General features: G+C 67.1%; 24 protein-coding genes and 1 pseudogene. 6 read left to right on the top strand and 19 right to left on the bottom strand.

The features are described 5' to 3' along the window. Nucleotides 1–6: 6 nt before the first annotated feature. On the bottom strand, nucleotides 7–915 hold the full coding sequence (locus tag GGR33_RS20570) for a hypothetical protein (protein WP_183508729.1): 909 nt from the start codon (nucleotides 913–915) through the stop codon (nucleotides 7–9). A gap of 510 nt (nucleotides 916–1,425) precedes the next feature. Between GGR33_RS20570 and GGR33_RS20565 the strand changes: the two genes are divergently transcribed. After that, a complete protein-coding gene (locus GGR33_RS20565; RefSeq protein ID WP_246413345.1) occupies nucleotides 1,426–2,850 on the top strand; it encodes an ATP-binding protein in 1,425 nt (474 codons plus the stop codon). A gap of 13 nt (nucleotides 2,851–2,863) precedes the next feature. Beyond that, nucleotides 2,864–3,541: a response regulator gene (locus GGR33_RS20560; protein WP_183508728.1), complete on the top strand. Its 678-nt coding sequence runs from the start codon at nucleotides 2,864–2,866 to the stop codon at nucleotides 3,539–3,541. Between the two features lie 3 nt (nucleotides 3,542–3,544). Here GGR33_RS20560 and GGR33_RS20555 read toward each other — a convergent pair whose 3' ends face one another. From GGR33_RS20555 to GGR33_RS20515, 10 genes and pseudogenes are all read right to left on the bottom strand, one after another. Next, complete coding sequence (locus tag GGR33_RS20555; RefSeq protein WP_281381196.1) at nucleotides 3,545–4,588, bottom strand: methyl-accepting chemotaxis protein; 1,044 nt, start codon at nucleotides 4,586–4,588, stop codon at nucleotides 3,545–3,547. 12 nt (nucleotides 4,589–4,600) lie between these two features. Continuing rightward, on the bottom strand, nucleotides 4,601–5,506 hold the full coding sequence (locus GGR33_RS20550) for a hypothetical protein (protein ID WP_183508724.1): 906 nt from the start codon (nucleotides 5,504–5,506) through the stop codon (nucleotides 4,601–4,603). Between the two features lie 244 nt (nucleotides 5,507–5,750). Beyond that, nucleotides 5,751–6,785, bottom strand: coding sequence for a Holliday junction branch migration DNA helicase RuvB (gene ruvB, locus GGR33_RS20545; protein ID WP_246413344.1), 1,035 nt, complete (start codon nucleotides 6,783–6,785; stop codon nucleotides 5,751–5,753). Nucleotides 6,786–7,104: 319 nt separating this feature from the next. Then, complete coding sequence (gene bfr, locus GGR33_RS20540; protein WP_183508720.1) at nucleotides 7,105–7,599, bottom strand: bacterioferritin; 495 nt, start codon at nucleotides 7,597–7,599, stop codon at nucleotides 7,105–7,107. 51 nt (nucleotides 7,600–7,650) lie between these two features. Beyond that, nucleotides 7,651–7,926, bottom strand: coding sequence for a (2Fe-2S)-binding protein (locus tag GGR33_RS26035; protein ID WP_246413324.1), 276 nt, complete (start codon nucleotides 7,924–7,926; stop codon nucleotides 7,651–7,653). A gap of 239 nt (nucleotides 7,927–8,165) precedes the next feature. Then, nucleotides 8,166–9,029: a universal stress protein gene (locus GGR33_RS20535; RefSeq protein ID WP_183508718.1), complete on the bottom strand. Its 864-nt coding sequence runs from the start codon at nucleotides 9,027–9,029 to the stop codon at nucleotides 8,166–8,168. A gap of 599 nt (nucleotides 9,030–9,628) precedes the next feature. Further along, nucleotides 9,629–10,312 carry a carbonic anhydrase gene (locus tag GGR33_RS20530; protein WP_183508716.1) on the bottom strand — a complete coding sequence of 228 codons (684 nt, stop codon included), beginning with the start codon at nucleotides 10,310–10,312 and terminating at the stop codon, nucleotides 9,629–9,631. Nucleotides 10,313–10,370: 58 nt separating this feature from the next. Continuing rightward, entirely contained in the window at nucleotides 10,371–10,886 is a 516-nt protein-coding gene (locus GGR33_RS20525) for an NUDIX hydrolase (RefSeq protein ID WP_183508714.1), read from the bottom strand. A 12-nt stretch (nucleotides 10,887–10,898) separates the two neighbouring features. Continuing rightward, nucleotides 10,899–11,639: a DUF429 domain-containing protein gene (locus tag GGR33_RS20520; protein WP_183508713.1), complete on the bottom strand. Its 741-nt coding sequence runs from the start codon at nucleotides 11,637–11,639 to the stop codon at nucleotides 10,899–10,901. A gap of 12 nt (nucleotides 11,640–11,651) precedes the next feature. Further along, nucleotides 11,652–12,127 (bottom strand): annotated as a pseudogene (locus GGR33_RS20515) (cupin domain-containing protein). A 130-nt stretch (nucleotides 12,128–12,257) separates the two neighbouring features. Here GGR33_RS20515 and dut point away from each other — a divergent pair. From dut to GGR33_RS20495, 4 genes are all read left to right on the top strand, one after another. Beyond that, a complete protein-coding gene (dut, locus tag GGR33_RS20510) occupies nucleotides 12,258–12,791 on the top strand; it encodes a dUTP diphosphatase (protein WP_425488803.1) in 534 nt (177 codons plus the stop codon). Between the two features lie 148 nt (nucleotides 12,792–12,939). Next, the gene (locus GGR33_RS20505) at nucleotides 12,940–13,998 is read left to right on the top strand and encodes an HD-GYP domain-containing protein (RefSeq protein WP_183508711.1); all 1,059 of its coding nucleotides are present in this window, start codon (nucleotides 12,940–12,942) and stop codon (nucleotides 13,996–13,998) included. Between the two features lie 90 nt (nucleotides 13,999–14,088). Further along, a complete protein-coding gene (locus GGR33_RS20500) occupies nucleotides 14,089–15,378 on the top strand; it encodes an ammonium transporter (RefSeq protein ID WP_183508709.1) in 1,290 nt (429 codons plus the stop codon). A 158-nt stretch (nucleotides 15,379–15,536) separates the two neighbouring features. Continuing rightward, on the top strand, nucleotides 15,537–16,136 hold the full coding sequence (locus tag GGR33_RS20495; protein WP_246413323.1) for a lysozyme inhibitor LprI family protein: 600 nt from the start codon (nucleotides 15,537–15,539) through the stop codon (nucleotides 16,134–16,136). Nucleotides 16,137–16,148: 12 nt separating this feature from the next. Here GGR33_RS20495 and fabI read toward each other — a convergent pair whose 3' ends face one another. The 8 genes from fabI to GGR33_RS20455 form a co-directional block, all read right to left on the bottom strand. Beyond that, nucleotides 16,149–16,979: an enoyl-ACP reductase FabI gene (gene fabI / locus GGR33_RS20490; protein WP_183508707.1), complete on the bottom strand. Its 831-nt coding sequence runs from the start codon at nucleotides 16,977–16,979 to the stop codon at nucleotides 16,149–16,151. Nucleotides 16,980–17,494: 515 nt separating this feature from the next. After that, complete coding sequence (gene fabB / locus GGR33_RS20485; protein ID WP_183508706.1) at nucleotides 17,495–18,721, bottom strand: beta-ketoacyl-ACP synthase I; 1,227 nt, start codon at nucleotides 18,719–18,721, stop codon at nucleotides 17,495–17,497. A 106-nt stretch (nucleotides 18,722–18,827) separates the two neighbouring features. Next, nucleotides 18,828–19,394: a 3-hydroxyacyl-[acyl-carrier-protein] dehydratase FabA gene (gene fabA / locus GGR33_RS20480; protein WP_183508704.1), complete on the bottom strand. Its 567-nt coding sequence runs from the start codon at nucleotides 19,392–19,394 to the stop codon at nucleotides 18,828–18,830. A 218-nt stretch (nucleotides 19,395–19,612) separates the two neighbouring features. Beyond that, entirely contained in the window at nucleotides 19,613–21,112 is a 1,500-nt protein-coding gene (locus GGR33_RS26030; RefSeq protein WP_183508702.1) for a permuted SH3 domain-containing protein, read from the bottom strand. 222 nt (nucleotides 21,113–21,334) lie between these two features. Then, nucleotides 21,335–21,478: a hypothetical protein gene (locus GGR33_RS20470; RefSeq protein WP_183508699.1), complete on the bottom strand. Its 144-nt coding sequence runs from the start codon at nucleotides 21,476–21,478 to the stop codon at nucleotides 21,335–21,337. A 196-nt stretch (nucleotides 21,479–21,674) separates the two neighbouring features. Continuing rightward, nucleotides 21,675–22,481: a metallophosphoesterase family protein gene (locus GGR33_RS20465; RefSeq protein ID WP_183508697.1), complete on the bottom strand. Its 807-nt coding sequence runs from the start codon at nucleotides 22,479–22,481 to the stop codon at nucleotides 21,675–21,677. A gap of 26 nt (nucleotides 22,482–22,507) precedes the next feature. Continuing rightward, on the bottom strand, nucleotides 22,508–23,005 hold the full coding sequence (locus GGR33_RS20460) for a DUF3016 domain-containing protein (protein ID WP_284211612.1): 498 nt from the start codon (nucleotides 23,003–23,005) through the stop codon (nucleotides 22,508–22,510). Nucleotides 23,006–23,018: 13 nt separating this feature from the next. Then, nucleotides 23,019–23,234: a hypothetical protein gene (locus GGR33_RS20455; RefSeq protein WP_183508695.1), complete on the bottom strand. Its 216-nt coding sequence runs from the start codon at nucleotides 23,232–23,234 to the stop codon at nucleotides 23,019–23,021. Between the last annotated feature and the right edge of the window lie 24 nt (nucleotides 23,235–23,258).

Below are 23,258 nucleotides of genomic sequence, written 5' to 3'. Positions count from 1 at the left end.
GCCGGCTCAGTCTTCCTTGTTGTCGCCAAAGATACCGGTGATCGCCTTGACGCCGGCACGGAACTGACGGGCGCCCGGAATATCGGAATCGTCGCTGCTCGCGGCAGCAGGCGTCGCCACGGCAGGTTCGTCCGGCTCGGCCGAGGCGGTTTTCGCAGTGGCCTTGCGCGCGGCGGCCTTCTGCACCGCAGGCTTGGCGGCGACAGGCTTATGCGCCGGCTGCGCGGGGGGAGGGGCCGTCACGGTCGCGGTGGATGTCGGCTCGGACTGCGCGTCCAGCTCGCGGCTCGGGGCCGCGATGGCAGCGGCCTGCACGGGCTTTGCCTTCACCGTCTCGGTGCGAGCCGGTGCGATGGTGGCGACGGCACGGGCCGGCGGCGCGACGATCGCGGCCGTCCGTGCGGCGGGAACCGTCGCCGCGTTCTGGATCTGAGGCGGGTTCGGTCCGGTGCGAAGCGCCGGCGCCTGCGGGTCGAAGGTCGCGGCGCTGGCGACGGCCTCCGTCTTGGCGGCCGGCGCGGGCGCCGGTTCGCTAACGGGGGGCGCGACGCCGGCCTGCTGGACGGGCGGCTGCGATTGCTCGGCAGGCTCCGTCGCCTGCGGGCGCGGCAGATTGAAGGTCGTCGCCTTTGTCCGGCCGGCGTCGTCGACCAGTGCCGGCAACCCGTCCTTCAGGTCGGGCATGGAGGCCGCCGCCTGCATCGGCTTCGGCAGGCGAGTGCGCGGATCGGCGAGCGTCGAGAAGAACGAGAAGGCCCCGGCGGTGAAGGCGACCAGTCCGATGCCGCCGATGCCGCCGATCAGGATCGTGCGTAGCGGAAGTCGAAGCCGGCCCTTGGCGGTGGCCGGCATGCTGGTGGTCGGCTTGGCGGAGGTGCCGGCTCGGACCTCGGACGGATCGATGTTCACCGTCATCAGATCGGACTCTCGAACGTTGTATGATGGCAACGACCCGACCCCGACATTGCGGCTACAAGATGTCTGAAGCGCCGAGCGAAGTCGTCGCGGCTCAGCATTTACACAAAAACTGATCTAGGCCGTCACAATTAAGGAAGGGTCACCGGCCAGCACTTGGGTGATCCCGAGATGGGGCGCAGCGAGACTCTCGGCAGCGTGCAGAGTGCCGGCCTCGACTCCGTGCCGGTCTCGATGCCGATGGCCGGCCCGACCGCCTCGCGGGTGATTTTAAGAGAATCATTAGTGCGTGCGGGCGACCCACGACATAGACATCCCCCAAATGATCGGCGAGGTTGCAGAAGGAGCGGAAACAGCAAAAGTTCGAGTGACTTATTCGATGATCTATTGCCGAAAAATCCCGAGCGGCTGGTCTGCGCGGATGGACGGGACGACCATCTAATTGCCGCGCCGATGAACATGATGCCGAAGAGCGCGGAGTTCGAGCTGCGGGCCACGGAGCGGGATGCGATGCACCGCCGCGCTTCGATCTGGGCGAGCCTGCCGACGCGCACGCGGCTCGTGGTCGTGGTGCTCGCCATCGATCTGATCGCCGCGATCGTCTGCTGCGCGGTGATGGTGCTGAACGCGCGCTCCGCCGTGAAAGTGGAGATGAACGCGACGCGGGCGACCGTCGAGCCGCTCGTCGCCGACACCATCCGCATGGCGCGCAACCCGTCGCCGGAGACCCTGCTCCACACTCTCGATCTACGCTTCCAGACCCTGCGGCACGTGCGTGTCGCGGTGTTCGACGCGCAAGGCGAGCGCATCGGCTTCGTGCTGCCAAACCTGCGGCGCGACGACCACACCGCGCCGGCCTGGTTCGTGGCGTTGATCGCGCCTCCACCCGAGCAGCACGAATTGCCGATCGTCGTGAACGGCAATCCGATCGGCAAGGCGGTGGTCACCGCGGAGCCATTGGATGAGATCGACGAGGTCTGGGGCTATGCCGTCTCGCTCTCGCTGGCGAGCCTGATCCTCAACCTCGCGGTGCTCGCCGCGCTCACCATCGCCTTCGGTCGCGTGCTGAAGCCCCTCGAACGCCTCGCCGACGGCCTGACCCGGCTGGAGCGCCACGATTACACCGCCCATCTCGACCCGCCCGCCTCGCGCGAGCTCGCGGTGATCGCCGAGCGTTTCAACAGCGTGGCCGGAGCCCTCAGCGAGGCTCGCGACGCCAACGGCCGCCTCAACCGGCAATTGCTGACGGCGCAGGACGACGAGGGACGGCGCATCGCGCTGGAACTGCACGACGAGTTCGGTCCGTGCCTGTTCGCGCTTGAGGCGAACGCGGCTTCCGTCGCACGGATCGCGGAAGGCGAGAGCGCCCCGGACCGAGGCAAGCTCGCGTCGCGCGCGGCCGAGATCGGTGGCATCGTCGGTCAGGTCCAGGCGCGCAACCGCGAATTGCTGAACCGGCTTCGCCCGCATGCGCTCGGTCAGGTGCCGCTGGCCGACTGCCTCTACCTCCTGCTCGCTGATTTCGGGCGCCGGCATCCCGGCACGGTGTTCGAGGGCCGTTTCGACGGGCTGGCCCGGGGCTACAGCGATCTCGTCGACCTCACCGTGTTCCGCTGCATCCAGGAAAGCATGACCAACGCCGTGCGCCACGGGAGCGCGACTCGGGTCTCGGCGCAGGCTCGCGAGAGCCGGGAACCGGGTCGAAGCGCCGCGACCCTGCATGTCGAGATCCGCGACGACGGTGCCGGACTGACGCCCGGACACGGCACCGGGCTCGGACTGTCCGGGATGCGCGAGCGCGTCGAGGCCCTCGACGGCACCTTCGCGCTTGACAATGCGGCTCCCGGAGCGGTTGTGCGGATTGTCATCCCCATCGAGCCCGAGGTAGCCGAGGATGTCCGGTCCGAGCATCCGCCAGCCCCGCCCTCGTCCTGAACGCGCCAGCATCATGAACGCCCTGACCCGTCCCGACCCGAGCCGTAGCCGCGCCGTCCTTCCGGTGCTTGTCATCGACGACCATCCGATCGTGCTGCAAGGATGCCGGCGCGTGCTGGAGGATGCCGGTATCGAGACCGTCGCCGAGGCGACCGGCGTCGTCTCGGGCTATCGCGCCTTCTTCCGGCTACGACCGCCGGTGGTGATCTGCGACCTGACCTTCCAGGGCAACGGCCTCGCAGGGCTCGGCCTGATCCGGCGCATGCGAGCCGTCGAGCCGAGCACGCGCATCCTGGTCTTCTCGATGCACAACGATCCGGTCATCGTCTCGCGGGCTTTGGAAGCCGGGGCGCTCGGCTACGTGCTGAAGGACCACGCCTCGAACGAGCTGTTCCAGGCCTTCGAATCGGTGCGCATCGGTGAGGTCTATCTCGACCGCCGGCTCGCTACCGAAGTGGCGATGCTCAGGGCCGATCCGCGCCGCACGCCGGAGACGCAGCTGACGCCGCGTGAGCAGCAGATCCTGTCGCGCCTGGCTCAGGGCAAGTCCTACGGCACGATCGCCTCGGAATTGTCGGTCAGCTACAAGACCGTCACCAATGCCTGCTCGCAAATGCGCCAGAAGCTCGGCGTGCGCACCCTGGCCGAGTTGATCCACGTGGCGGTGACGCAGGCGCAGCGGCAGGGCTGAGCCTTACCGAACCTGTGCAAGGAAGCGGCCGACGATCGTCTCGAGTTCGCTTGACTGGCCGGCGACGCGCCGCGCGACGCCGAGGGCGTCCTGGGCGGCTCCGGCCGCGCGTTCCGCATCCTGACCGACGACCGTGATCGTCTGCGTCACGTCCTCCGTGCCGTGTGCGGCTTCGAGAACGTTGGCCGCGATTTCCTGCGTGGCCGCGCGCTGCTGTTCGACGGTCGCCGCGATGGAGGAGGCGATGGCGTCCATCTCGCGGACGGTCGCGCCGATCTCGGCCAATCCGTGCACGGTTCGACCGGCCACGTCGCGGACGCCATCGATCTGCGAGCGGATCTCGTCGGTCGCCTTCGCGGTCTGAGCGGCGAGTGCCTTCACCTCTCCGGCGACGACGGCAAAGCCGCGGCCCGCTTCTCCGGCGCGGGCCGCCTCGATCGTGGCGTTGAGAGCGAGCAGATTGGTCTGCCCCGCGATGCTCGCGATCAGGCCGACGACGTCGCCGATCCGTGAGGCTGCGGCTTCGAGCGCTCGGACGGTCTCGTCGGTCCGGGCAACGTCGGAGGCGGCATGCCGGGCGATATCGGTGGAGCGGACGACCTGTGCGCTGATCTCGCTGAGGGACGCCGTGAGTTCTTCCGCCGCCGAGGCGACCATGCGGACGTTGATCGAGGCCTGCTCGGAGGCGGCGGCGACGGTGAAGGCGCGACTGCGGGTCTCGTCGACGACATGGGAGACGGTGCCGGCGGTCTCGCTCATGGCGTCGGCGGCGCTCGAGAGATCCCGCGCGGCTCGCCCGATCTCGTCTTCGAGCTGATCGGCGAGCTGAAGGATGGCGCTGCGCCGTTCGGCTTCGCTGCGTTCGCGGGTGGCCTGTTGTTCGCCCACGAGCTCGCGGTTCTCGACGAGCTTGGCGTGGAAGACGCCGATGGCGCGGGCGATCGAGCCGATCTCATCCCGGCGCGTCAGCGCGGGCAGCCGCGTCTGCAGGTCGCCGGAGGCGAGCCGCGTCATCGTCTCGGCCATCGCTGTGAGCGGCCCCGACAGGCGCTGGCCGACCTAGAGCGAAAGCGCGCCGGCGCAGAGCACGGTCGCGGCGATGATCGCCCACATGGCCAGCGTCGTGTGGCTGCGGGTGGCGGCGATCTCGGCCTGCATCGCGGCATCCTCCTGCTCGACCGCCGTCTCCACCTCCGCCACCAGCGGATCGAGCCGGCCGAAGATGGAGGCGAGGTCGTCCGCCTCTTCCTTGAGAGTCGAGGCACCCGCCGCATAGGCCATGAAGCGGGCCTCGTAGGATCCTATGAGCGTGCCGAGCTCGGTTTTGACCTCTTGCGACAGAGCAGATGCGGTCAGTGCCGGTTTGAATTCGCGGACGCGGTCGCGCAGCTCGTCGACATACTTGTCCTCGCCGCGCAGGATGAAGTCCTTCTCGTGGCGCCGCATCATCAGCATCAGCACCGACAGCCTCGGCTCGTCGAAGGAGAACAGTCTCTTCTCGACGGCGTGGACAGCCTCCCGCAGGGAGCCCTGGACGCCGTCCTTCTCGGTCAGGCCGAGGGTGCGCTGTGCGGCGGCGACGTTCTGGAACCGGGTCATGTAGAGGTTCAGCCCGGCCCTGATCGCCTCGGCGCGCTTCAGAGGCGCGTCGGCCGGAAGCTCTGCGACGGCCTGCTCGACTTGCTTCAGCTGTTCCGCAATCCGGGCGACGAGCGTTTCGCGCTTGCCGATCAGGCTTTCCCGCCGCTTGAGGAGGAACTCGGTTTCCACCTGCCGCGCTGAGCCGAGATCGCCGTGGATCGCGACGATGGCCGAACGCAGGCGCGCTCCGGCATCGGGCTTTTCCTGAAGCGCTTCCTGCCGGCTCAACCCGATCATGTAGACGAGCCCGAGGAGCAGGACACCGCCCATGCCCAACAGTGCGATCTGTAGACGCAGGCCGAGACGGATGTCGGGACGCTTCATCGCGGGACCGTAACTGGAGACGACGGCCCATTTTTCGAGTCAAATACTGAAAAATCCGCTAATCACCCGCTATTATATTAATTTCTGATTCATAGTATTGAATATCAGTAGATTTTAAATCTATATTGATCACGTATTGTTGGATTTGAACTGTATTATCGGGCGCTATATTGGAAATTCGCCGACTAAGCGCAATCCGGTCCTTGCGACCGTGATACTTTGCATGGAGCCGTGAAGAGCCAGTTCAGGCGTCGGGGTCGTCGCTGCCGCCGAACAGCCCAAACTGCGTGCCGGGATCGCGCTTCGGTTCTGCCAATCCGAGATGACGGAAGGAATGCGCAGTGAGCACACGGCCGCGGGGCGTGCGCTGCACGAAGCCCTTTTGGATCAGATAGGGCTCGATGATGTCCTCTATGGCGTCGCGCGGCTCGGAGAGCGCCGCGGCGATGGTCTCGATCCCGACCGGGCCTCCGCCGAAGGACGTCGCGATCATGGTCAGGTACTTGCGGTCCATCACGTCGAGCCCGGCCGGGTCGACGTCGAGGAGCTTGAGCGCTCTGTCGGCGATGGCGCGCGTGACGCTCTCGGCCTCTGAGACGACGGCAAAATCGCGCACCCGGCGCAGCAGGCGGCCGGCGATGCGTGGGGTGCCGCGGGCGCGCTTGGCGATTTCGTTGGCGCCCTCCGCCGTCATCGGCAGGCCGAGCACCCGCGCGCCGCGGGCCACGATCTGCTCCAACTCGTCGATGTCGTAGAATTCGAGCCGGATCGGGATGCCGAAGCGATCGCGCAGCGGCGTGGTCAACAGACCCGCCCGGGTCGTAGCGCCGACGAGGGTGAATTTCGGGAGCTCGATCTTCACCGAGCGGGCCGCCGGGCCCTCGCCGATGATCAGGTCGAGCTGGTAATCCTCCATCGCCGGATAGAGGATTTCCTCTACCGCCGGGTTCAGGCGGTGGATCTCGTCGATGAAGAGGACGTCACCCTCTTCGAGATTGGTGAGCTGCGCGGCGAGGTCGCCCGCCTTGGCGATGACCGGGCCGGAGGTCGAGCGGAAGTTGACCCCGAGTTCGCGCGCGACAATCTGCGCCAGCGTCGTCTTGCCGAGGCCCGGGGGGCCGACGAAGAGCACGTGGTCGAGGGCGTCCTTGCGCGCCTTCGCCGAGTCGATTGCCAATTTGAGCTGAGCCCGGCCAGCCCGTTGCCCGATGAACTCGGATAGGCTGAGCGGGCGGATTGACTGGTCGATGTCGTCAGAGCGCTGCTCGGGCGTGAGCAGGGGATTGCTCGACGGGGCCGCGTCGTCATCCTCGAAAGGCGCGGGCGTCCTCGACGGTTTCGACGCAGGCTTGCGCTTGCTCACACGGGGCTCGCTCGGGATCTCAGAGGCATGACGGCGAAAGGCCCCCCTGCACCGGGAAGCACCGGCCCGATGTCGCATACCGGGGCCGCTCGCGCTACATCGCGACCGGGCGGCCCTCCTCCGTCGCCGACGAGGTCCCGCGACGGGAAGAGCATCCGCCAAACACGAGGGATCGGGCCGGCGCGTCCTGGCGGAATGATGTGCGGGCGGAATGGACCACCCGCACGCCCTCTCCTCACGCCTCCGGCTGGAGCTGCTCCAGGCCGCCGACATGCTTCTGCGCGTAGAGCGGCAGGCCGATCTGGCCGATCAGGTCGAGCTGGGTCTCGAGGAAGTCGATGTGGCCTTCCTCATCGGTCGCGAGCAACTCGAACAGGTTCTTCGAGACACGGTCGTTGATCGACTCGCAGTACTGCGCGGCTTCGAGATAGAGGGCTCGCGCCTCGTTCTCGGCAGCGAGATCGCTCTCGATGATCTCCTGAACGTTCTGGCCGATCCGCAGCGGATCGAGCTCCTGCAGGTTCGGGAAGCCGTCGAGGAACAGGATCCGGTCGATGAACTTGTCGGCGTGGTTCATCTCCTCGATCGATTCCTTGCGCCAGAACTTGGCGAGGTCGACGTAGCCCCAGTCGTTGAGCATGCGGAAATGGAGCCAGTACTGGCTCACGGCGGTCAGCTCGCTGCGCAGGCCCCTGTTGAGATACTCGATGACCTTGGCATCGCCCTTCATCCGCTACTCTCCTCTTTTATGCGAGGGCCGTAGCTGGATCGACGGGACGTCCTAAGCTGCGACCTCTTCCAGGCCCTCTGTAGTTTGGAATTGTCCCAAACTGCAAGGGGCGGAGCAGGCGGTTGCGCATGACGCGTGTGCATCACCGCCCGCCTCCATCAGGGCCGTCTGCATGATGGAGCGGATCGTGCGCGCGCAGCGCCCGCATTTCGCGCTGCATCCCAGGCAGGCATAAACCTGGGCAGGCGTTCGCGGGCAGCCCGGACCCGGCGTGATACAGCCGCGGACTTGGCCATCCGAGAGGATATTGCAGGAACAGACGATCATGCGGTCAGTCGCGGGCTCGTCGGACAGGGGGGCGATCGAGTTGTGCTCGCCGGGAAGGCCTTGGCGCCGAGATGTCTCGACTTCATGGCGATTCCAAGCCGGCGCAGCATCTCGACTGCAGTTTAGAATATTTAAAAAGTTCAGCTCTATCAGGAGTTTAGATCGCGGAGAGCCCGTTTGCAATCGTGGGGCAGCCTCACGCCGCGCGCATGCCGAGCGTTCGGCAGGCATGTCTCGCTTCAATGCGCCATCAGCACCGGAATCTGGGCATGCGACAGGATGTGGCTGGTCGGGCCGCCGAAGATCATCTGGCGCAGTCGGCTCTGGGTGTAGGCGCCCTTGATCAGCAGGTCGCAGCCGAAGCTCGCAGCCTCGTCGAGAAACACCTCTCCGGGGGTGAGGCGGCCGGCGGGCAACGCCTTGTGGACGGCTTCGATTCCTTCGCACGCGAGCGACCGTGCCACTTCCTCCGCGCTGGGGCCGGGCACCATGCCGCCCTCGGCGCTGAGCACCATGACGCGCCGGGCGCGCCGCAGAAACGGCATGGCGAACGCGACGGCTCGCGCGGTCTCGGTCGAGCCGTTCCAGGCAATGATGATCGTCTCGCCGAGTGACGAGGGCGGCCGCGGCGGCGCCAGCAGGATCGGGCGGCCGCTCTCGAACAAGGCCGTCTCGACGGTGGTCATGCGCGGTGCCGCGTCGTCCGTGCCGGGCCTGCCGACGATGGTGGCCGCGAACAGACGGGCGTACTGGCCGAGGAAGGCGTCGCCAGGCGGCGCATCGGTCCGCCAGCGAAAGCGGGGGCCGGCGCTCGCGGCCGCCTCGGGCGTGCAGGAGCCTATGGGATCGCGGCGTGGCAATCCGGCGGCCTCCATGAAGGCGGCGAAGCGCTGGCCTGCGGATTCGGCCTCGGCCCGGTCGGCTTCCTCGTCCCTCAGCCAGGTCATGCCTCCGACCATGTCGACGGGCACGTATTCCGCGAGGGCCGGCCGCAGCGACACGCCCTCGATCAGGCTGCCGAAGCGCTGGGCGACGAGAAGTGCCGTCTCGAACACCGAGGGCAGCGCATCATGCAGGGCGATCGGAACCAGCAGAGTCTTCAAGACACGAAACCCTCCATGAGACGTCGTAGAGGCTAGATCGGTTTCGGGCGCGGGGGAACGCGAGCACGTACTTCTCCGAGTTTTTTCTCTCGGACCGACGGCTTCGCAAGCTCTGAACAAGACGATGAAGCTGAAGCCGTATTTCTGGATCATTGCAGACGAGACAGGTGCATATGCGAGTATTGCGTGCACGTCTTGGCAACGAGAAAGAATGTTTCTACAACTTTCAGCGGCTCGACGCCGTGAGAAGCCATTGAGGAGTGACGAGCAAAATAACTTTAGTTAATATTTTTGACGAATGTCGATTTTAAGCCAAAAATTTGATCGTTGTGGAGAGTGAACGAGTTGTCAAAAATCATCTTATCGTACGGTAAGGTCGGACGACTGAGGAGGTTATTCTGGATACAAAAGAACGAGAAAGGATCGAGTCTGTCATTGAACTCTGCCGCAGAGCGAAGAAGCAGCTGCCGTCGAACGCATCCTTTCGCCTGCGGGTGTTGCTCGACATGACTCTGCTCGAACTCAACAAGGATCTCGCACAGCGCACCGATGACCGGGCGGCCTGACCGTATCCGGTCAGGCCCGGCCAAACCGAACCATCAGGGCTCCGAGCAGCCGATCAACGCCGATGGCCTCAAGCTCTTGCCGTCGCGCTCCACGACGGACTGAAATTCGCCGGTCTCCGGATCGCGGATCAGCAACTCGCCCTTCTCGATCCCGAAATGGGCGCCGTGCAGGTGCAGCTCACCGCGCTCGACCCGCTCGCGCACGAAGCCGAAGGTCAGCAGATTTTCCAGGCTCTGAGCGATCGATGCGAATTCCAGGCGAGTCAGGTAGTCCGGGGCGTCGGCGGAGGCTCCCCGCGCTTCGAGAGCCTTGGCGGCCGGTTCGACCAGGCTGACCCACTTGCCGATGAAGTCCCCCGGCGAAAGCGGCTTCGCACCCTTCGCAAAAGCTTTGATGCCGCCGCAGGTCGCGTGCCCGAGAACGACGATGTGCTTCACGTTCAGCCCCTGCACGGCGAACTCGATCGCCGAAGACGTGCCGTGATACCCGCCGCCCTCCTCGAAGGGCGGGACGATGTTGGCGACGTTACGGATCGTGAAGATCTCACCGGGGCCAACATCGAAGATCACTTCGGGCGCGACCCGGCTGTCGCAGCAGCCGATCAACAGAACGTCCGGGTTCTGGCCTTCGGCGAGGCGCTGGTATTTCTTGCGTTCCTGGGGAAGGCGCTCGCCCAGGAAGCTACGGTAACCTTCTGTCAGTACGGCCGGAAACATCGTCGCTCTCTCCTCTCGGCTTTCTTTATTCTGAGCCGATCACGTGACGAGAGATCACTCAGGCTCCGTGCCAGTGCAAGACCGTTGGCGTGATCGGCACTTCGCCCCGCACGATCCGTCGCGCGAGATCGGCGAGGCCGGCCGGCTCGACCCGCACCTCTGCCGAAGCGAGTTCGTCGAGCGGCCACCAGCGAGTGCCGACGACCGGATTGTCCTCCGTTTCGGCGAGGCGGCTGGTGTCGACGCGGTCGTCGGGCAGGCGGACCAGGAAATAGCGCTCGCGGGCATCGCGGGATTTGTCGAACAGCAGGAACGGTCCGTCGCAGAGCGCGACCTGGGGACCGAGCGCGACGTCGTGGACCCCGATCTCCTCACCGAGTTCGCGCCGGCAGGCTTCTTCGTGGCTCTCACCCGGCTCCAACCCGCCGCCCGGCATGAACCAGAAGTTCTTCGAATCCGGGTTCGAGGGCGCCGGCCGCACGGCCTTGTACTCGATCAACAGAAGCCGGTCGGCCGGATCGAATACGAGGGCGCGCGCGATGTGGCGGATGGCGAGCGGGGAATCGGAGGTCATGGTCGAGCCCTATCAGGAAAGATCGCCCGGCGCCCAGATCACGATGGGCAGGCCGTGCGCATCCCGCTCGATCGTCGGCGGCAGCGGCAATGCATGCCCAGAAGCGATGTCACGGGCGACGATCAATGCCGCCATGGCATCGATATGGTCGTCCCGGCCGATACCGCGCGGCGGGTCCGACCGTACCAGGACGTCGGGAAGACCGGCACCGATCAGGAGCCTGCGCCGCTCTTCGAGCCCCTCCTGTCGGCGAGGCCCCTTCTTGCCGGCTTGCAGCCGGCGGTCACGGTTGAGGCGGAAGAAGGCCACCTCCGGGTGGACTTCGTACAGTCGCGCGCGGATCTCCGGACGCCGGAGCAGCAGCGCATCGACCTCGCGCACGTATCGCAGGATGTTCCAGCATTGGATCGACGGCGCGAAGGGCGGATCCGAATGGGCCCGTGAGAGCGCCTTGGCTGCCTCGTAATCCGGGGCATGGACCGCCGATCGCGGCGGCACCGGGAAGACGCTGGAACGCTGTGCTCCGAGAAATAGGCGTGCGGCTCGATCCGCCGTCCGCCCGCTGCCGATCACTCTGTCGAGCAAGCCGATCGGCACGTCGATGCCGACGACGGCCGGTGCCTCCGGCGCGTCGAGCAGATCTGCGACCGTCACGAAGCGTTTGGCGCGGAATCGTTCGGGCTCATCGAGGTCGAGCCGTACGCCGGCCCAGGCGCCGCGGCATCCATCGAGACCAGCGATCCAGCGCGGCATCGGGCGGTTCCGTCAGCTGCGTGCCACTTCTGGCAACGGATACGGTGTGCCATCCTTCCGCACGAAGCGTCCGTCCTTGTTGGCGCTCTTCATGTCGACGTCCGAGCAGGTGGTGACATCCTCAATGTCGCGAGAGCCGATTTCGAGATAGACCGCTTCCGCCGACGACTGGTTGATCATGTGATGCCCATTGCCGCTGTTCTTGGGAAAGCCGCGCAATCGCCGGCTCGCAGTATCGTCTCGCCGCCATCCTCGACGAGGACCAACTCGCCCCCGATCACATAGACGAACTCGTCTTCGTAGGTGTGCCAGTGGCGCTGGCTGGACCATCCGCCGGAAGGCAGGTGCATCAGGTTGATCCCGAAATCCCGCAGGCCGCCGGCATCCCCGAGACGCCGCCGAATGCGCATGGCGCAAGGCGCGTCGAACGGGGCCGGATAGCCCGAGCCCTTGGGCGCGGGCACCGTATCGAGATCGATCTTGGGCATGGACCGCTCCGTGGTTCGTGACGCGCCTGTACGGCGCGGAGATTAGGGCGGGTCGCGCGATTCCGTCGACCGTGCATGGTTGTGGCACGCGACGGACGCCGGTATCGGCACGCTTCGTGGAAACGAAGAGATGGACCATGACGGTGACCGGGTTTCCGCACGACACCCCGGCGGCATGATGCGGATCGCCGTCCGTGTGCTCGATCCGCGTGTCACGGCCTGGGGCTTCCCGCGCCGTGGCTCGGTCCACTCCGCCGGCCTCGATCTGTTCGCCTGCCACGACGCGCCGCTCCTGTTGGAGCCGCAGGTGCCGGCCGTGCTGATCCCCTCGGGCATCTCGGTGATGATCCGTGATCCCAACTGGTGCGGGTTCGTTCTGCCGCGCTCCGGCCTCGGCCATCGTGAGGGACTCGTACTCGGCAACGGCACCGGTGTGATCGATGCCGATTACGAGGGGCCGCTGCTGATCTCGGTCTGGAACCGCAACCCCGCCGCCGCGCCTGGTCGGCGGCCGGCCAACATCGTGATCGAGCCCGGGGACCGGATCGCCCAACTCGTCGTGGTGCGGGTGGCGCAGCCGGAATTCGAGATCGTCGAAGAGGCTCGGCCCGGCGACGAGGGCGCGCGGGGCGGCGGAGGTTTTGGCTCGAGCGGGCGCCGCTGACCATCGCGCGAGGCTGACCTCGCCCGCACCGCGGAGGTTCCGATCGCCGCGGCTTCAATCACGGTTAACGGCTCTCGGCTAGATTTCGCCAGTCGTTGCGATGCGGGGGGCATTGGCTCGGCAGGTATCGGCCGACGGGAACTCGGATATGCTGAGTGCGAAGAGTGGCAACGCCCTCGTGGCGGTCGTTGCGGCCAAGACCCCGATCCAGCTCGTCCTCGCGCTTCGCGCCTTCGATTGCACGACGCGGGTCATCGAGACCGCCCATGCCGCGCTCGCCGACCTTTCCGCGCAGCCGCCCGACGTGATCGTGATCGAGCACGATGCGGTGATGGACTCCTTCGCGCTCACCCGGTCGCTGCGAGCCGTCCCCGTCCTGGCGCACACCCCCATTCTGATCGTTGCCGCGGGCGAGGGTCGTACCGAGCGGCGCGCCGCGCTCCAAGCTGGGGCGACGGATGTGATGCTGAAGCCGATCGACACCCTCGATCTCCAGATCCGCCTGAGGACCCTCATCGAACTCGCCGCCGCCCGACGGGACCGCGACCGGCAGGCGCTGGTCATGAACGAGCAGGTCGAGCGCGCCGTCGCGGAAGTCTCCGCCCGCGAGCGCGAGATCGTGCGCCGCCTGATGCTGGCCGCTGAGTTCCGCGATGACCAGGCTGGCGATCACCTGACGCGCGTTGCCGGCTGCACCATCGCGGTCGCCGAGGGGCTGGGACTGTCGGAGACCGAAGCCAACGACATCGCGCTCGCCTCCACGATGCACGACATCGGCAAGATCGGCATTCCCGACGGCATCCTGCTGAAGCCAGGCCCGCTGACCGATGCCGAGCGCGAGGAGATGAAGCAGCACGCGCTTCGCGGCTACCGCATGTTGCACGACAGCCCGTCGCGCCTGCTCCAGCTCGCCTCGGAGATCGCCCTGACGCATCATGAGCGTTGGGACGGCAAAGGCTATCCGCAGGGGCTCAAGGGCGACGAGATTCCGCTTCCCGGCCGCATCGTCGCCGTGGCCGACGTGTTCGACGCGCTGATCTCGGCTCGGGTCTACAAGCCGGCCTGGACGCCAGAGAAGGCGCGCGAGCATCTCGAGGAGCAGGCCGGCACGCATTTCGATCCGGCCTGCGTCGCCGCTTTCGTCTCCCGCTGGGAGGACGTGGTCGCCCTGATCCGCGACCGGCCGGCGACGTTTCAGGCGAACTGACCACAAATTAGGCAGAAACGTCACTTGAATCGGCGGAATGACTGCGTATTGAGCAGTCGATCGATCTTGGCCGTTTCGAAAGTTTCCGCGATGCGCTGTCTCGCTCTGTGCGGCTCCGCCGGTCTCACCCTGGCGTTGCTGGTCACGCCCGCCTTCGCGGCGACGGCAACTGATCCCGGACATACCGCCTGGATTCTCACCGCCTCGGCGCTCGTGCTGTTCATGACGCTGCCCGGCCTCGCCTTGTTCTACGGCGGCCTCGTGCATGCGCGGAACGTGCTCTCGGTGCTGATGCAGTGCTTCGCGATCTGCTGCGTGGCCTCGGTTCTCTGGGCGATCTGCGGCTACAGCCTCGTCTTCGACGGCAATGCTCCCGTGATCGGGGGCCTCGGCAAGGCGTTCCTGGCGGGGCTCGACGCGGTGCGCGCACCCACGCTGCTGCCCGAGAGCGCCTTCGCGCTGTACCAGATGACGTTCGCGGTGATCACGCCGGCACTCATCATCGGCGCCTTCCCCGAGCGGGTGACGTTCCCCTTCGTCGTGCTGTTCTCCGCCTTCTGGCTGATGCTGGTCTACGTGCCGGTGGCGCACTGGATCTGGGGCGGCGGCTGGATGTTCGGCCTCGGTGTGCTCGATTTCGCCGGCGGCATCGTCGTGCACACCACAGCCGGCATCGCGGCCCTGGTTCTCGCCGTGATGATCGGCCGGCGCCGCGGCTTCCCGGCGCAGATGACGCCGCCGCACAGCCCGGGCATGACCATGGCCGGCGCCGGGATGCTCTGGGTCGGCTGGTTCGGCTTCAATGGCGGCAGCGCGCTGGCGTCCGATGCCAGCGCCGCCAACGCGATCATCGCGACGCATCTCTCGGCGGCGGCCGGCGCCATCGCCTGGACGGCGGCCGAATGGATCAAGATCCGCAAGCCGACCTCGATCGGCATCGTCACCGGCGCCGTGGCCGGGCTCGCCACCATCACGCCGGCCGCCGGCATGGTGGCTCCGGGCGCCGGGCTGATGATCGGCTTCGCCGGCGGCATCGTCTGCTTCTACGCGACGCTCTACGTGAAGCAGCGTCTGCAGATCGACGATTCCCTCGACGTCTTCGCCGTGCACGGCGTCGGCGGCATGCTCGGCTCGCTGCTGCTCGCGGTCTTCGCGCTGCCGGCTCTCGGCGGCATCGGCTTCGGCGAGACCGGCAGCGCCGTGCGTCAGTTTGGCGTCCAGTTGCTCGCGATCGCCGTGACGCTCGTCTGGTCGGGCGCCGTGACCTACGGCCTGACCAAGCTGATCGGCCTGGTCACGCCGGTGCGCGTGGATGCCGAGGCCGAATACGAGGGCCTCGACATCGCGTCGCACGGCGAGCGCGCCTACGAGTACAACTGAGCCGGCCGTCTTCCGCACAAATCCGCACAGAAGGCGGCGACCGGACTCGCGATTGGCCGAAACAGGCCGAACTTGCTCGTCGCCTCCGAGCGTATGGCAGGCGACAACCTCATCATCAGACGCCGCGCCGCAGGGCGCATTGCGATGGGGAGACCACAATGCAGCGGATCGACGACATCCCGGCCGGCCGGGGCGGCGCCAGGGCCCACCCGGCAGCCCTTCTGGCGCTCGCCTTCGGCATCATGATCGGCGCCTATCTGTCGAGCGTGCCCGCCAGGAGCGCCGAAGCCGGGACCGCGACCCCCGAAATCGTCGGGCCGGCGCCGAGTGCCCTCGGCGCACCGAAGCGTGTCCAGACCGTTCGTATCCCCGTCGAAAAGGGCGTCGTCCACGTGGCGGCACCCAAGGTGGCCGAGTGGAATTATGACGGGGATGCCGAGTACCGGCGTTGCGTCGACCAATCCGACGGGACCAACATGGCGTTCGGGGCCTGCGGAGGCGCTCTCATCGCGCGTGAGGACGTGCGGCTGAATGCGGCTTGGAAGCGCGTCTATGCACTCGACCGCGAAACCAAGCTGCAGGATCTGCTCGAAGAGCAGCGGGCATGGATCCGCTTCAAGGATACGAGCTGCACCTTCTACGCGTCCGGCTCGTTCGGCCCCGAGGGACAGGTCCTGTCCTACCCGGTTTGCCGCGCCGGCATCATCGCGCAGAGGACGGCGACCCTCGAAAGTTACGAGAGCGAAGACAATCGCTGAGCGTCCGGCGCGCTACGCGTCGCCAACGACCCCGGCCTCGTCCTGCGCCTGAAGCACGTCGGGCCTCGGCATCGAGATGATGTTGTAGCCGGAATCGACGAAGTGCACCTCGCCGGTCACCCCGCTCGACAGGTCCGAGAGCAGGTAGAGCGCCGAGCCGCCGATGTCGTCGAGCGTCACCGTGCGACGCAGGGGGGCGTGGGCCTTCTGGTGGTTGAACATCAGCCGGGCGTCGGCGATGCCGGCACCTGCCAGCGTCCGCATCGGGCCGGCGGAGAGGGCGTTCACGCGGATACGGTCCGGCCCGAGATCCATGGCAAGGTAGCGCACGGAGGCCTCGAGCGCCGCCTTGGCGACGCCCATGACGTTGTAGTTCGGCATGACGCGGGTCGAGCCGCCATAGGTTAGCGTCAGGAGCGAACCGCCCTCCGGCATGCGCTTGGCGGCGCGCTGGGCGATCTCGGTGAAGGAGAAGCACGAGATCGTCATCGTGCGCGCGAAGTTGTCTCGCGTGGTGACGTCGACGTAGCGACCCTTGAGCTGCGCCTTGTCGGAGAAGCCGATGGCGTGAACCACGAAGTCGAGCCGGCCGTCGAAGCGTTCGTCCAGGGCTGCGAAGGTGGCATCGACCGAAGCGAGGTCCTCGACGTCGCAGGGCAGCACCAGATCCGAGCCGATCGAGGCGGCAAGCGGAGCGACCCGTTTGCCGAGAGCATCGCCCTGGTAGGTGAAGGCGAGTTCGGCCCCTTGGACATGCAGAGCCTGGGCGATGCCCCAGGCGATGGAATGGTTGTTCGCGACGCCCATGATGAGGCCGCGCTTACCCGTCATCAGACCCGTCATGCAGCGCCGCCTCGCCCGACCGATAAACCCGCGCCGGGTCTCGGAGCCCCGGTCTCGAAGGGGACGCTTAGCGTGCGAGCGGCGGCCCTGTCCACGCAAGAGGGCGCAAACAGGCTCGCCGACAAACGAAAGCCCCGTTTCGACGTTGGCCGAAAACGGGGCTCAGAAAGACTGGGCGATGAAATGTTGCGAGGCGTCAGAAATAGCCCTTCGTGGCCGACCGGGCATCCTCGATGAGGCTCTGCTTCGCGAAAGCCGCAACGCCTGCCGTGAGCGCCAAACCTCCCAGAACAATGATGGTCATTACGAGCATGGCAGCATCTGTCCTGCGGATCGAATGACAAACGCCTTTTGGATCGTCTGGTTCCCAACCTGAGGTCAAACCAAGAGTTCGGGCTGCTCTGGATCTAGCTTGGCCGCAACGTTCGCAACTGCGAAGCTATGCTTTTGCAGTTGCGGCAAAGCTTGCTCGGACCGCTGCTCTGCCGTCTTTGACCGGGCCTTAGCTTGGCCGTTCAGGCGTCGACGTTCTTGAGGACCAGCGTCGCGTTGGTGCCGCCGAAGCCGAACGAGTTCGACATGACGTGCCCGAGCTTCGCCCCGTCGCGCCGCTCGCGCAGGATCGGCATGTCGGCGAAGGCCGGGTCGATCTCGTCGATATGCGCGCTCTCGCAGATGAAGCCGTTGTTCATCATCAGGAGCGAGTAGATCGCTTCCTGCACGCCGGTCGCGCCGAGCGAGTGGCCGGTGAGCGACTTCGTCGCCGAGATTGGCGGGCAGGCGTCACCGCGGCCGAACACCTCGCGGATCGCCTCGATCTCCTTGTCGTCGCCGACGGGCGTCGAGGTGGCGTGCGGGTTGATGTAGTCGATCTTGACGCCCTTCAGGCCCTCCAGCGACTGGCGCATGCAGCGCACTGCGCCTTCGCCCGAAGGAGCGACCATGTCGTGCCCGTCCGAGGTGGCGCCGTAGCCGGCGACTTCGCCGTAGATGCGGGCGCCACGGGCCTTGGCGTGCTCCAGCTCTTCCAGGACCAGAACGCCGGCACCCCCGGCGATGACGAAGCCGTCGCGGTTGGCGTCATAGGCGCGCGAGGCGCGAGACGGAGTATCGTTGTACTTGGAGGACATCGCGCCCATCGCGTCGAACAGCACCGAAAGGGTCCAGTCGAGATCCTCGCAGCCGCCCGCAAAGATCACGTCCTGACGTCCGGCCTGGATGATCTCGGCGGCGTTGCCGATGCAGTGGTTCGAGGTCGCGCAGGCCGAGGAGATCGAATAGTTCACGCCGCGGATCTTGAACCAGGTCGCGAGCGTCGCCGACGCGGTCGAAGACATCGCCTTCGGCACGGCGAAGGGACCGACGCGCTTCGGACCCTTTTCACGCGCGATGGCGGCGGATTCGACGATGGTGCGCGTCGAGGGGCCACCCGAGCCCATGATGATGCCGGTGCGGTCGTTCGAAACGTCGTTCGCCTCAAGCCCGGCGTCGCGGATCGCCTGATCCATGGCGACGTGGTTCCAGGCGGTGCCGCCGCCATGGAAGCGCATGGCGCGGCGATCGACGGCGGACTCGACGTCGAGGTCAGGGGCACCCGAGACCTGGCTGCGGAATCCGTGTTCGGCGTACGAGGCGTCGCGGTCGATGCCGGAGCGCGCCTCGCGCAGGGAGGCCAAGACCTCCTGGGTGTTGTTGCCGATGGACGAGACGATGCCCATCCCGGTGATCACGACGCGCCGCATGATGGCCTGGCTTCTCCGCCGCGACGCCCCGAACCGCGCCGCGTGACGTCACCTAGGATGATGCGCGTCCAATCTCAACAGCAGGATCTCGATACGGCTCAGCCGCTCAAGCCTGGAACAGGGCGACGCGCAGATCCTTCGCCTCATAGATACGCCGTCCGTCGGCTTCGAGCCAGCCGTCGGCGATGCCGAGCACGAGCTTTCCGGTGCGAACCCGCTTGATGTCGATGCCGTAAACGACCTGCTTCACGGTGGGCAGCACCTGATCGGAGAACTTCACCTCGCCGACGCCGAGAGCCCGGCCGCGTCCCGGAGCGCCGAGCCAGCCGAGATGGAAGCCGACGAGCTGCCAGAGCGCATCGAGTCCGAGGCAGCCCGGCATGACAGGGTCGCCCTTGAAATGGCAGGGGAAGAACCAGAGGTCAGGCCGGATGTCGAACTCGGCGAGGACATGGCCTTTGCCGTGGAGACCGCCTTCCTTGCCGATCGAGGTGATGCGGTCGAACATTAGCATAGGCGGCATCGGCAGCTGGGCGTTGCCTGCACCGAAGAGTTCGCCACGGCCGCAGGCCAGCAACTCTTCGTAGGAATAGCTCGATGCGCGCACCGGCGTGTTTGCTCCCTCGGCGGAAGAGCTGTCGTGATCCGAGGCGGTAGGCGCGTCAGGCGGCATCGGCTGAATTTCGTGTCCTGTGTCGAGGGTCGTCCGACCCGATCGAGCCCCATGCGGGATCGCCTCGGGTTAAAATCGGCGTCTCGTTAACACAGCGCCGAAGCGCCTCAAAGCCGCGTGCGGAGACGAGTCGCACCGGCTCCGGGCGCCGTCCTTCCGCTTCCAGCGCCCGGGGATCGCGATACCGGCAGCCCGTCGCCCGAACGGAAAGCCGCCGATCAGTTCGACGCTCGTTCGGAAGCCGGCAGGGCGTTGACCAGATCGCCTTCCCTGACGAACGGGCCGGCGCGCAGGAGAACCGCCTCGTCGCCGTCGAGCCCGCTGCGGATCTCGACGGCATCGTGCGAGCTGAGGCCCGTCGTGACGAGGCGTCCTTCGACGTGGCCGCGATTGCTCACGAAAACGACGCTGCCCTCGGCGCTGCGCAGGATCGCAGATTCCGGCAGGCCGATGCCGCACCGTTCGCCGACCGTTGCCACACCGCGCGCGAACTGTCCCTGCCGAAGGTCGGCATTGCCGACCAGGGACACGCGGGCGCGTCCGAGTTGCGTGGCGCCATCAATGTCGGTCGAGACGCTGCGCACACGGCCGGCGACCTCTGGCAATCCGAGCGGGCTTACCGAGACGCTCTGACCTGCCGCGAGCATCCCAAGGCTTTTGACGGGCACCTCGGCGGAGAGTTCGAAGGTGCCCTGCGGCACGATCTTGAACAGGGTCTGGGCTCGCCCGGTGAGCGCGCCGACATGGGCCTGGCTCTGGCCGACCGAGCCGGCGACGGGCGCGCGGAGCGTCGCGGCGACCTGGCCCGGCTGGTCCGGGCGCGCGAGCTCGGCGAGGACCTGGCCCTGCGCGACCTTGTCCAGCGGCTTGGCGAGCACGCGCAGGATCCGCAGGCCATCCTCGTCGGGGCCGACCTCGACCTCGTTTCGCGGCACGACGGTGCCGGACAGCCAGACCTGTTCCTTGAAGCAGGCACGCTGCGGCTGGACCACGGCGACGGAGAGGAGATCTGCCCGTTCCAGGGCTTCGCGCGCCGCGACCGGCGACAGCGGCTCCGCCTCGGCCGTGCTTTCCGCCTTGCTGAACAGGTCGCCTTTGACCGCCAGGGCAACGCCGCCGGCCAGGAGCAGCAGGATCGCCGCGGCGACGGCGACGAGGCGCGGCCAACGCCGCCGGGCCTTCTCCGTCTCGCCCGGGCCGTCCCAGGGCAGCACGACGCGGAAGGCGTGGATCGGGCGCGGGATGTTCTTGAGGGTCTGGGGGCCGATGTCGCGAAAGGCGACGGCAACCCGTGCCGCGATCGCCTCGTGGACGGAGCGCGACAGGCAGATGCCGCCGGGCTCGGCGAGGCCTTCGAGCCGCGCGGCGATGTTGACGCCGTCGCCGAGCATGTCCCCGCGATCCGTCTCGACGACGTCGCCGATGTTCAGGCCCATCCTGAACAGGATGCGGCGCTCAGGCGGGTGATCCGCGTTGGCGCTGCGAAGCTGCTCCTGGATGGCGATGCCGGCGCGCAGGGCTTCGACCGCGCTCGGAAACTCGGCGAGGATCGCATCCCCCGCCGTGTTGAAGACGCGGCCGCCGACACGCGTGACCTCGTCGCGATACACCCGCGAGTAGTCCTGCAGGCGGCGCAGCGTGTCGTCCTCGTCCTCCGCGACGAGACGCGAGAAGCCGGCGACGTCGGCCGCCAGGATCGCCGCGATGGTCCGCTTCACGGATGTGCTCCACGCCGGCCGCTCGGGGCCGGGATGCACGTGAGGATCGGGAAGGGTCCGGCGATCATACCGCTTACGAGCAGGAGCGACGCTGCATCCGGCCAGCCTGGCGGCTGCGAGAAGCGGCTGCAGGACGGGCCAATCGGTCCGGTCTTGTCAAGGCTGCCGGAGCCGGTGGCTGTGAAATCCGGCCTGTTCGCAGGTGGAACCGGGCCGCGCCCGTCAGCGCCAGCGCACGAAGAGGGCGACCCCGAGGATCGCGAGCAGCGCCACGACCCAGCCGGTGCCGGTATTCAACGCGACGAGCATGGCCGCGACGTAGCCGATGGTGATCGCGGCCATGACGAAGAGGGCGACGGGGTTCATGGTTTTTGGGCTTTGCGTCGCCTGACTGCGCGTTGAAACTTCAGGTTGAAAAGAACCTGGGTGCCGACATCTCGGCCCCGCCGCGGTACGAACGAATCGATCTGATCGATCCAAGAGAAGACTTCATGGCGCAGCCCGTTTCATCGCTTATGGCGCATTCCACGGGCCCGGCCGATCCTCCGACAATTGGAATAACTCAAGTTGGGCGCGCTGCATCCTCCCAGGCGGTCCCGTTCCACAGCCGCACCGTCACCGTCGCCGCGCCGTTCTCGACGGTGATGCGGTTATAGGCGTTCGGCTCCCTACCGCGGAGGCGCGTCGAGGTGGCCGTGCCGGCCTGAACCGCGAGCAGCCGCTGCCCGCCGGCCGCCGAAGCCGCATCCTCTCGGGCGCCGTCCGGCTCGACGAATCGGGAATAGTGCCGGTGGAGATGGCCGGCGAGCGTGAGGCCGACGCGATGCTGGCGGAAGGCGTCGAGCGCCGCCGCTGCCCGCCCCACCAGGCGCGCCTTCTCATTCCAGGGCGGCGGCGCGAAGGGATGGTGGCCGACGACGATGCGGAAGACCTGCGGCGGCAGAGCGGCGAGCCGGGCCTCCGCCCGCCGGATCTGATCGCGGCCGATCCGTCCCTGCGACCAGTCCGGATCCGGTGCCCAGGTCCGCACCGTGTTGAGGCAGACGACGCCGATCTCGTCGTCGACGAAGGTCGGCTCGGTCTCGTCGGCGATGAAGCGGCGATAGCGCCGGAACGGCCGGATGAAGCGTGTCGGCAGCAGGAAATAGGCGATGTCGTGGTTGCCGGGCACCCCGATCCAAGGGGAGGTCAGCCGGTCGAGGAAGTCACGGGCCTGCCGATATTCCGCCCGGCGCGAACGCATGGTGAAGTCGCCCGAGGCCACGATCAGGTCGGGCCGGTCGGCGTTCAGTTCGGCGATCAGCCCCTCGACCACGTCGGGATTCGTGCAGCCGAAATGCAGGTCCGAGATATGCGCGATGCGTCGCAAGCGATTGTCCGGGATCGAGCCGTGGGTCAGCCACGCGCCGGCTCTCGCCGCACGATCCGCGCCTGGAGCCAGTCCCGTATCAGCTCGCGCTCGTAGGTGAAGCTGCCGCCGGCAAAGCTGCGGGCATGGCGCGACAGAAAGGTGATGTCAGTCACCACTTCCTCGGCGGCGAGCACGGTCCGACCGCGCTCCTTCAGGACATAGCGCAGGCGCAGGCGCGGTGGCGAGATGTCGGAGACGATGCGCGGGCTCGTCGGCAATCCGGCGGCCCGCTCGTCGCCGGCGAGGTCGATGTCGAGCACGGTGACCGCCAGGCTTTCGCCGGGTCGGAGCACGCGGTCGCCGAGTTCCGTGAAGAGGCGCCGAATCTCCGCCAGGGTCACGCGCAGAGTGGGACCGGATCCGAAGCGGTTCTCGGCGTCGGTGAAACGCTCGGGCGCGACGAAGGCGACGCTGATTTGGGCTGCAGCCGGCAGCGGCAGGATGAGCCCCGCCGCCAGGACGACCGCGGCGCGGGCCGTCACGATCCGCTCCGCGTCATTGCTGCGCGCGGTTGATGATCGCCTGCAGCGCCCGGGCGACGGGCTCGGTGACCGTGCGGCGGTACTTGCGGTGGACGAGCTGTCCGTTGTGGTAGACGTCGTGCTCCACGTAGAGCCGCTCCCCGTCCCAGCGGACGACGTTGTCGGACTCGCTCGTTTCCTCGACGCCCAGTTCCGAGCGCAGGATCGGCGCGCCGGCAGTGGTTTGCATGGGATGCCTCGGCTCTCAGGTCTT

The organism is Methylobacterium brachythecii (genome assembly GCF_014196345.1).
GTDB lineage: Bacteria > Pseudomonadota > Alphaproteobacteria > Rhizobiales > Beijerinckiaceae > Methylobacterium > Methylobacterium brachythecii.
Note: the sequence above shows the minus strand (reverse complement) of the source record. Positions and strands in the feature narration are given on the sequence as shown.

Bases quoted from the DNA above. Each gene is read 5' to 3' on its own strand.
- fabA (WP_183508704.1), bottom strand. From the start codon at position 19,394: ATGCCGCCTGACGCGCCTACCGCCTCGGATCACGACAGCTCTTCCGCC.
- GGR33_RS20455 (WP_183508695.1), bottom strand. From the start codon at position 23,234: ATGCAAACCACTGCCGGCGCGCCGATCCTGCGCTCGGAACTGGGCGTC.
- GGR33_RS20500 (WP_183508709.1), top strand. From the start codon at position 14,089: ATGCGCTGTCTCGCTCTGTGCGGCTCCGCCGGTCTCACCCTGGCGTTG.
- GGR33_RS20550 (WP_183508724.1), bottom strand. From the start codon at position 5,506: ATGAAGCGTCCCGACATCCGTCTCGGCCTGCGTCTACAGATCGCACTG.
- fabB (WP_183508706.1), bottom strand. From the start codon at position 18,721: ATGCGGCGCGTCGTGATCACCGGGATGGGCATCGTCTCGTCCATCGGC.
- fabI (WP_183508707.1), bottom strand. From the start codon at position 16,979: ATGACGGGTCTGATGACGGGTAAGCGCGGCCTCATCATGGGCGTCGCG.
- GGR33_RS20520 (WP_183508713.1), bottom strand. From the start codon at position 11,639: ATGCCGCGCTGGATCGCTGGTCTCGATGGATGCCGCGGCGCCTGGGCC.
- GGR33_RS20495 (WP_246413323.1), top strand. From the start codon at position 15,537: ATGCAGCGGATCGACGACATCCCGGCCGGCCGGGGCGGCGCCAGGGCC.
- GGR33_RS20560 (WP_183508728.1), top strand. From the start codon at position 2,864: ATGAACGCCCTGACCCGTCCCGACCCGAGCCGTAGCCGCGCCGTCCTT.
- dut (WP_425488803.1), top strand. From the start codon at position 12,258: ATGGACCATGACGGTGACCGGGTTTCCGCACGACACCCCGGCGGCATG.
- GGR33_RS20570 (WP_183508729.1), bottom strand. From the start codon at position 915: ATGACGGTGAACATCGATCCGTCCGAGGTCCGAGCCGGCACCTCCGCC.
- GGR33_RS20505 (WP_183508711.1), top strand. From the start codon at position 12,940: ATGCTGAGTGCGAAGAGTGGCAACGCCCTCGTGGCGGTCGTTGCGGCC.
- GGR33_RS20565 (WP_246413345.1), top strand. From the start codon at position 1,426: ATGCACCGCCGCGCTTCGATCTGGGCGAGCCTGCCGACGCGCACGCGG.
- GGR33_RS20525 (WP_183508714.1), bottom strand. From the start codon at position 10,886: ATGACCTCCGATTCCCCGCTCGCCATCCGCCACATCGCGCGCGCCCTC.
- GGR33_RS26035 (WP_246413324.1), bottom strand. From the start codon at position 7,926: ATGATCGTCTGTTCCTGCAATATCCTCTCGGATGGCCAAGTCCGCGGC.
- GGR33_RS20470 (WP_183508699.1), bottom strand. From the start codon at position 21,478: ATGAACCCCGTCGCCCTCTTCGTCATGGCCGCGATCACCATCGGCTAC.
- bfr (WP_183508720.1), bottom strand. From the start codon at position 7,599: ATGAAGGGCGATGCCAAGGTCATCGAGTATCTCAACAGGGGCCTGCGC.
- GGR33_RS20530 (WP_183508716.1), bottom strand. From the start codon at position 10,312: ATGTTTCCGGCCGTACTGACAGAAGGTTACCGTAGCTTCCTGGGCGAG.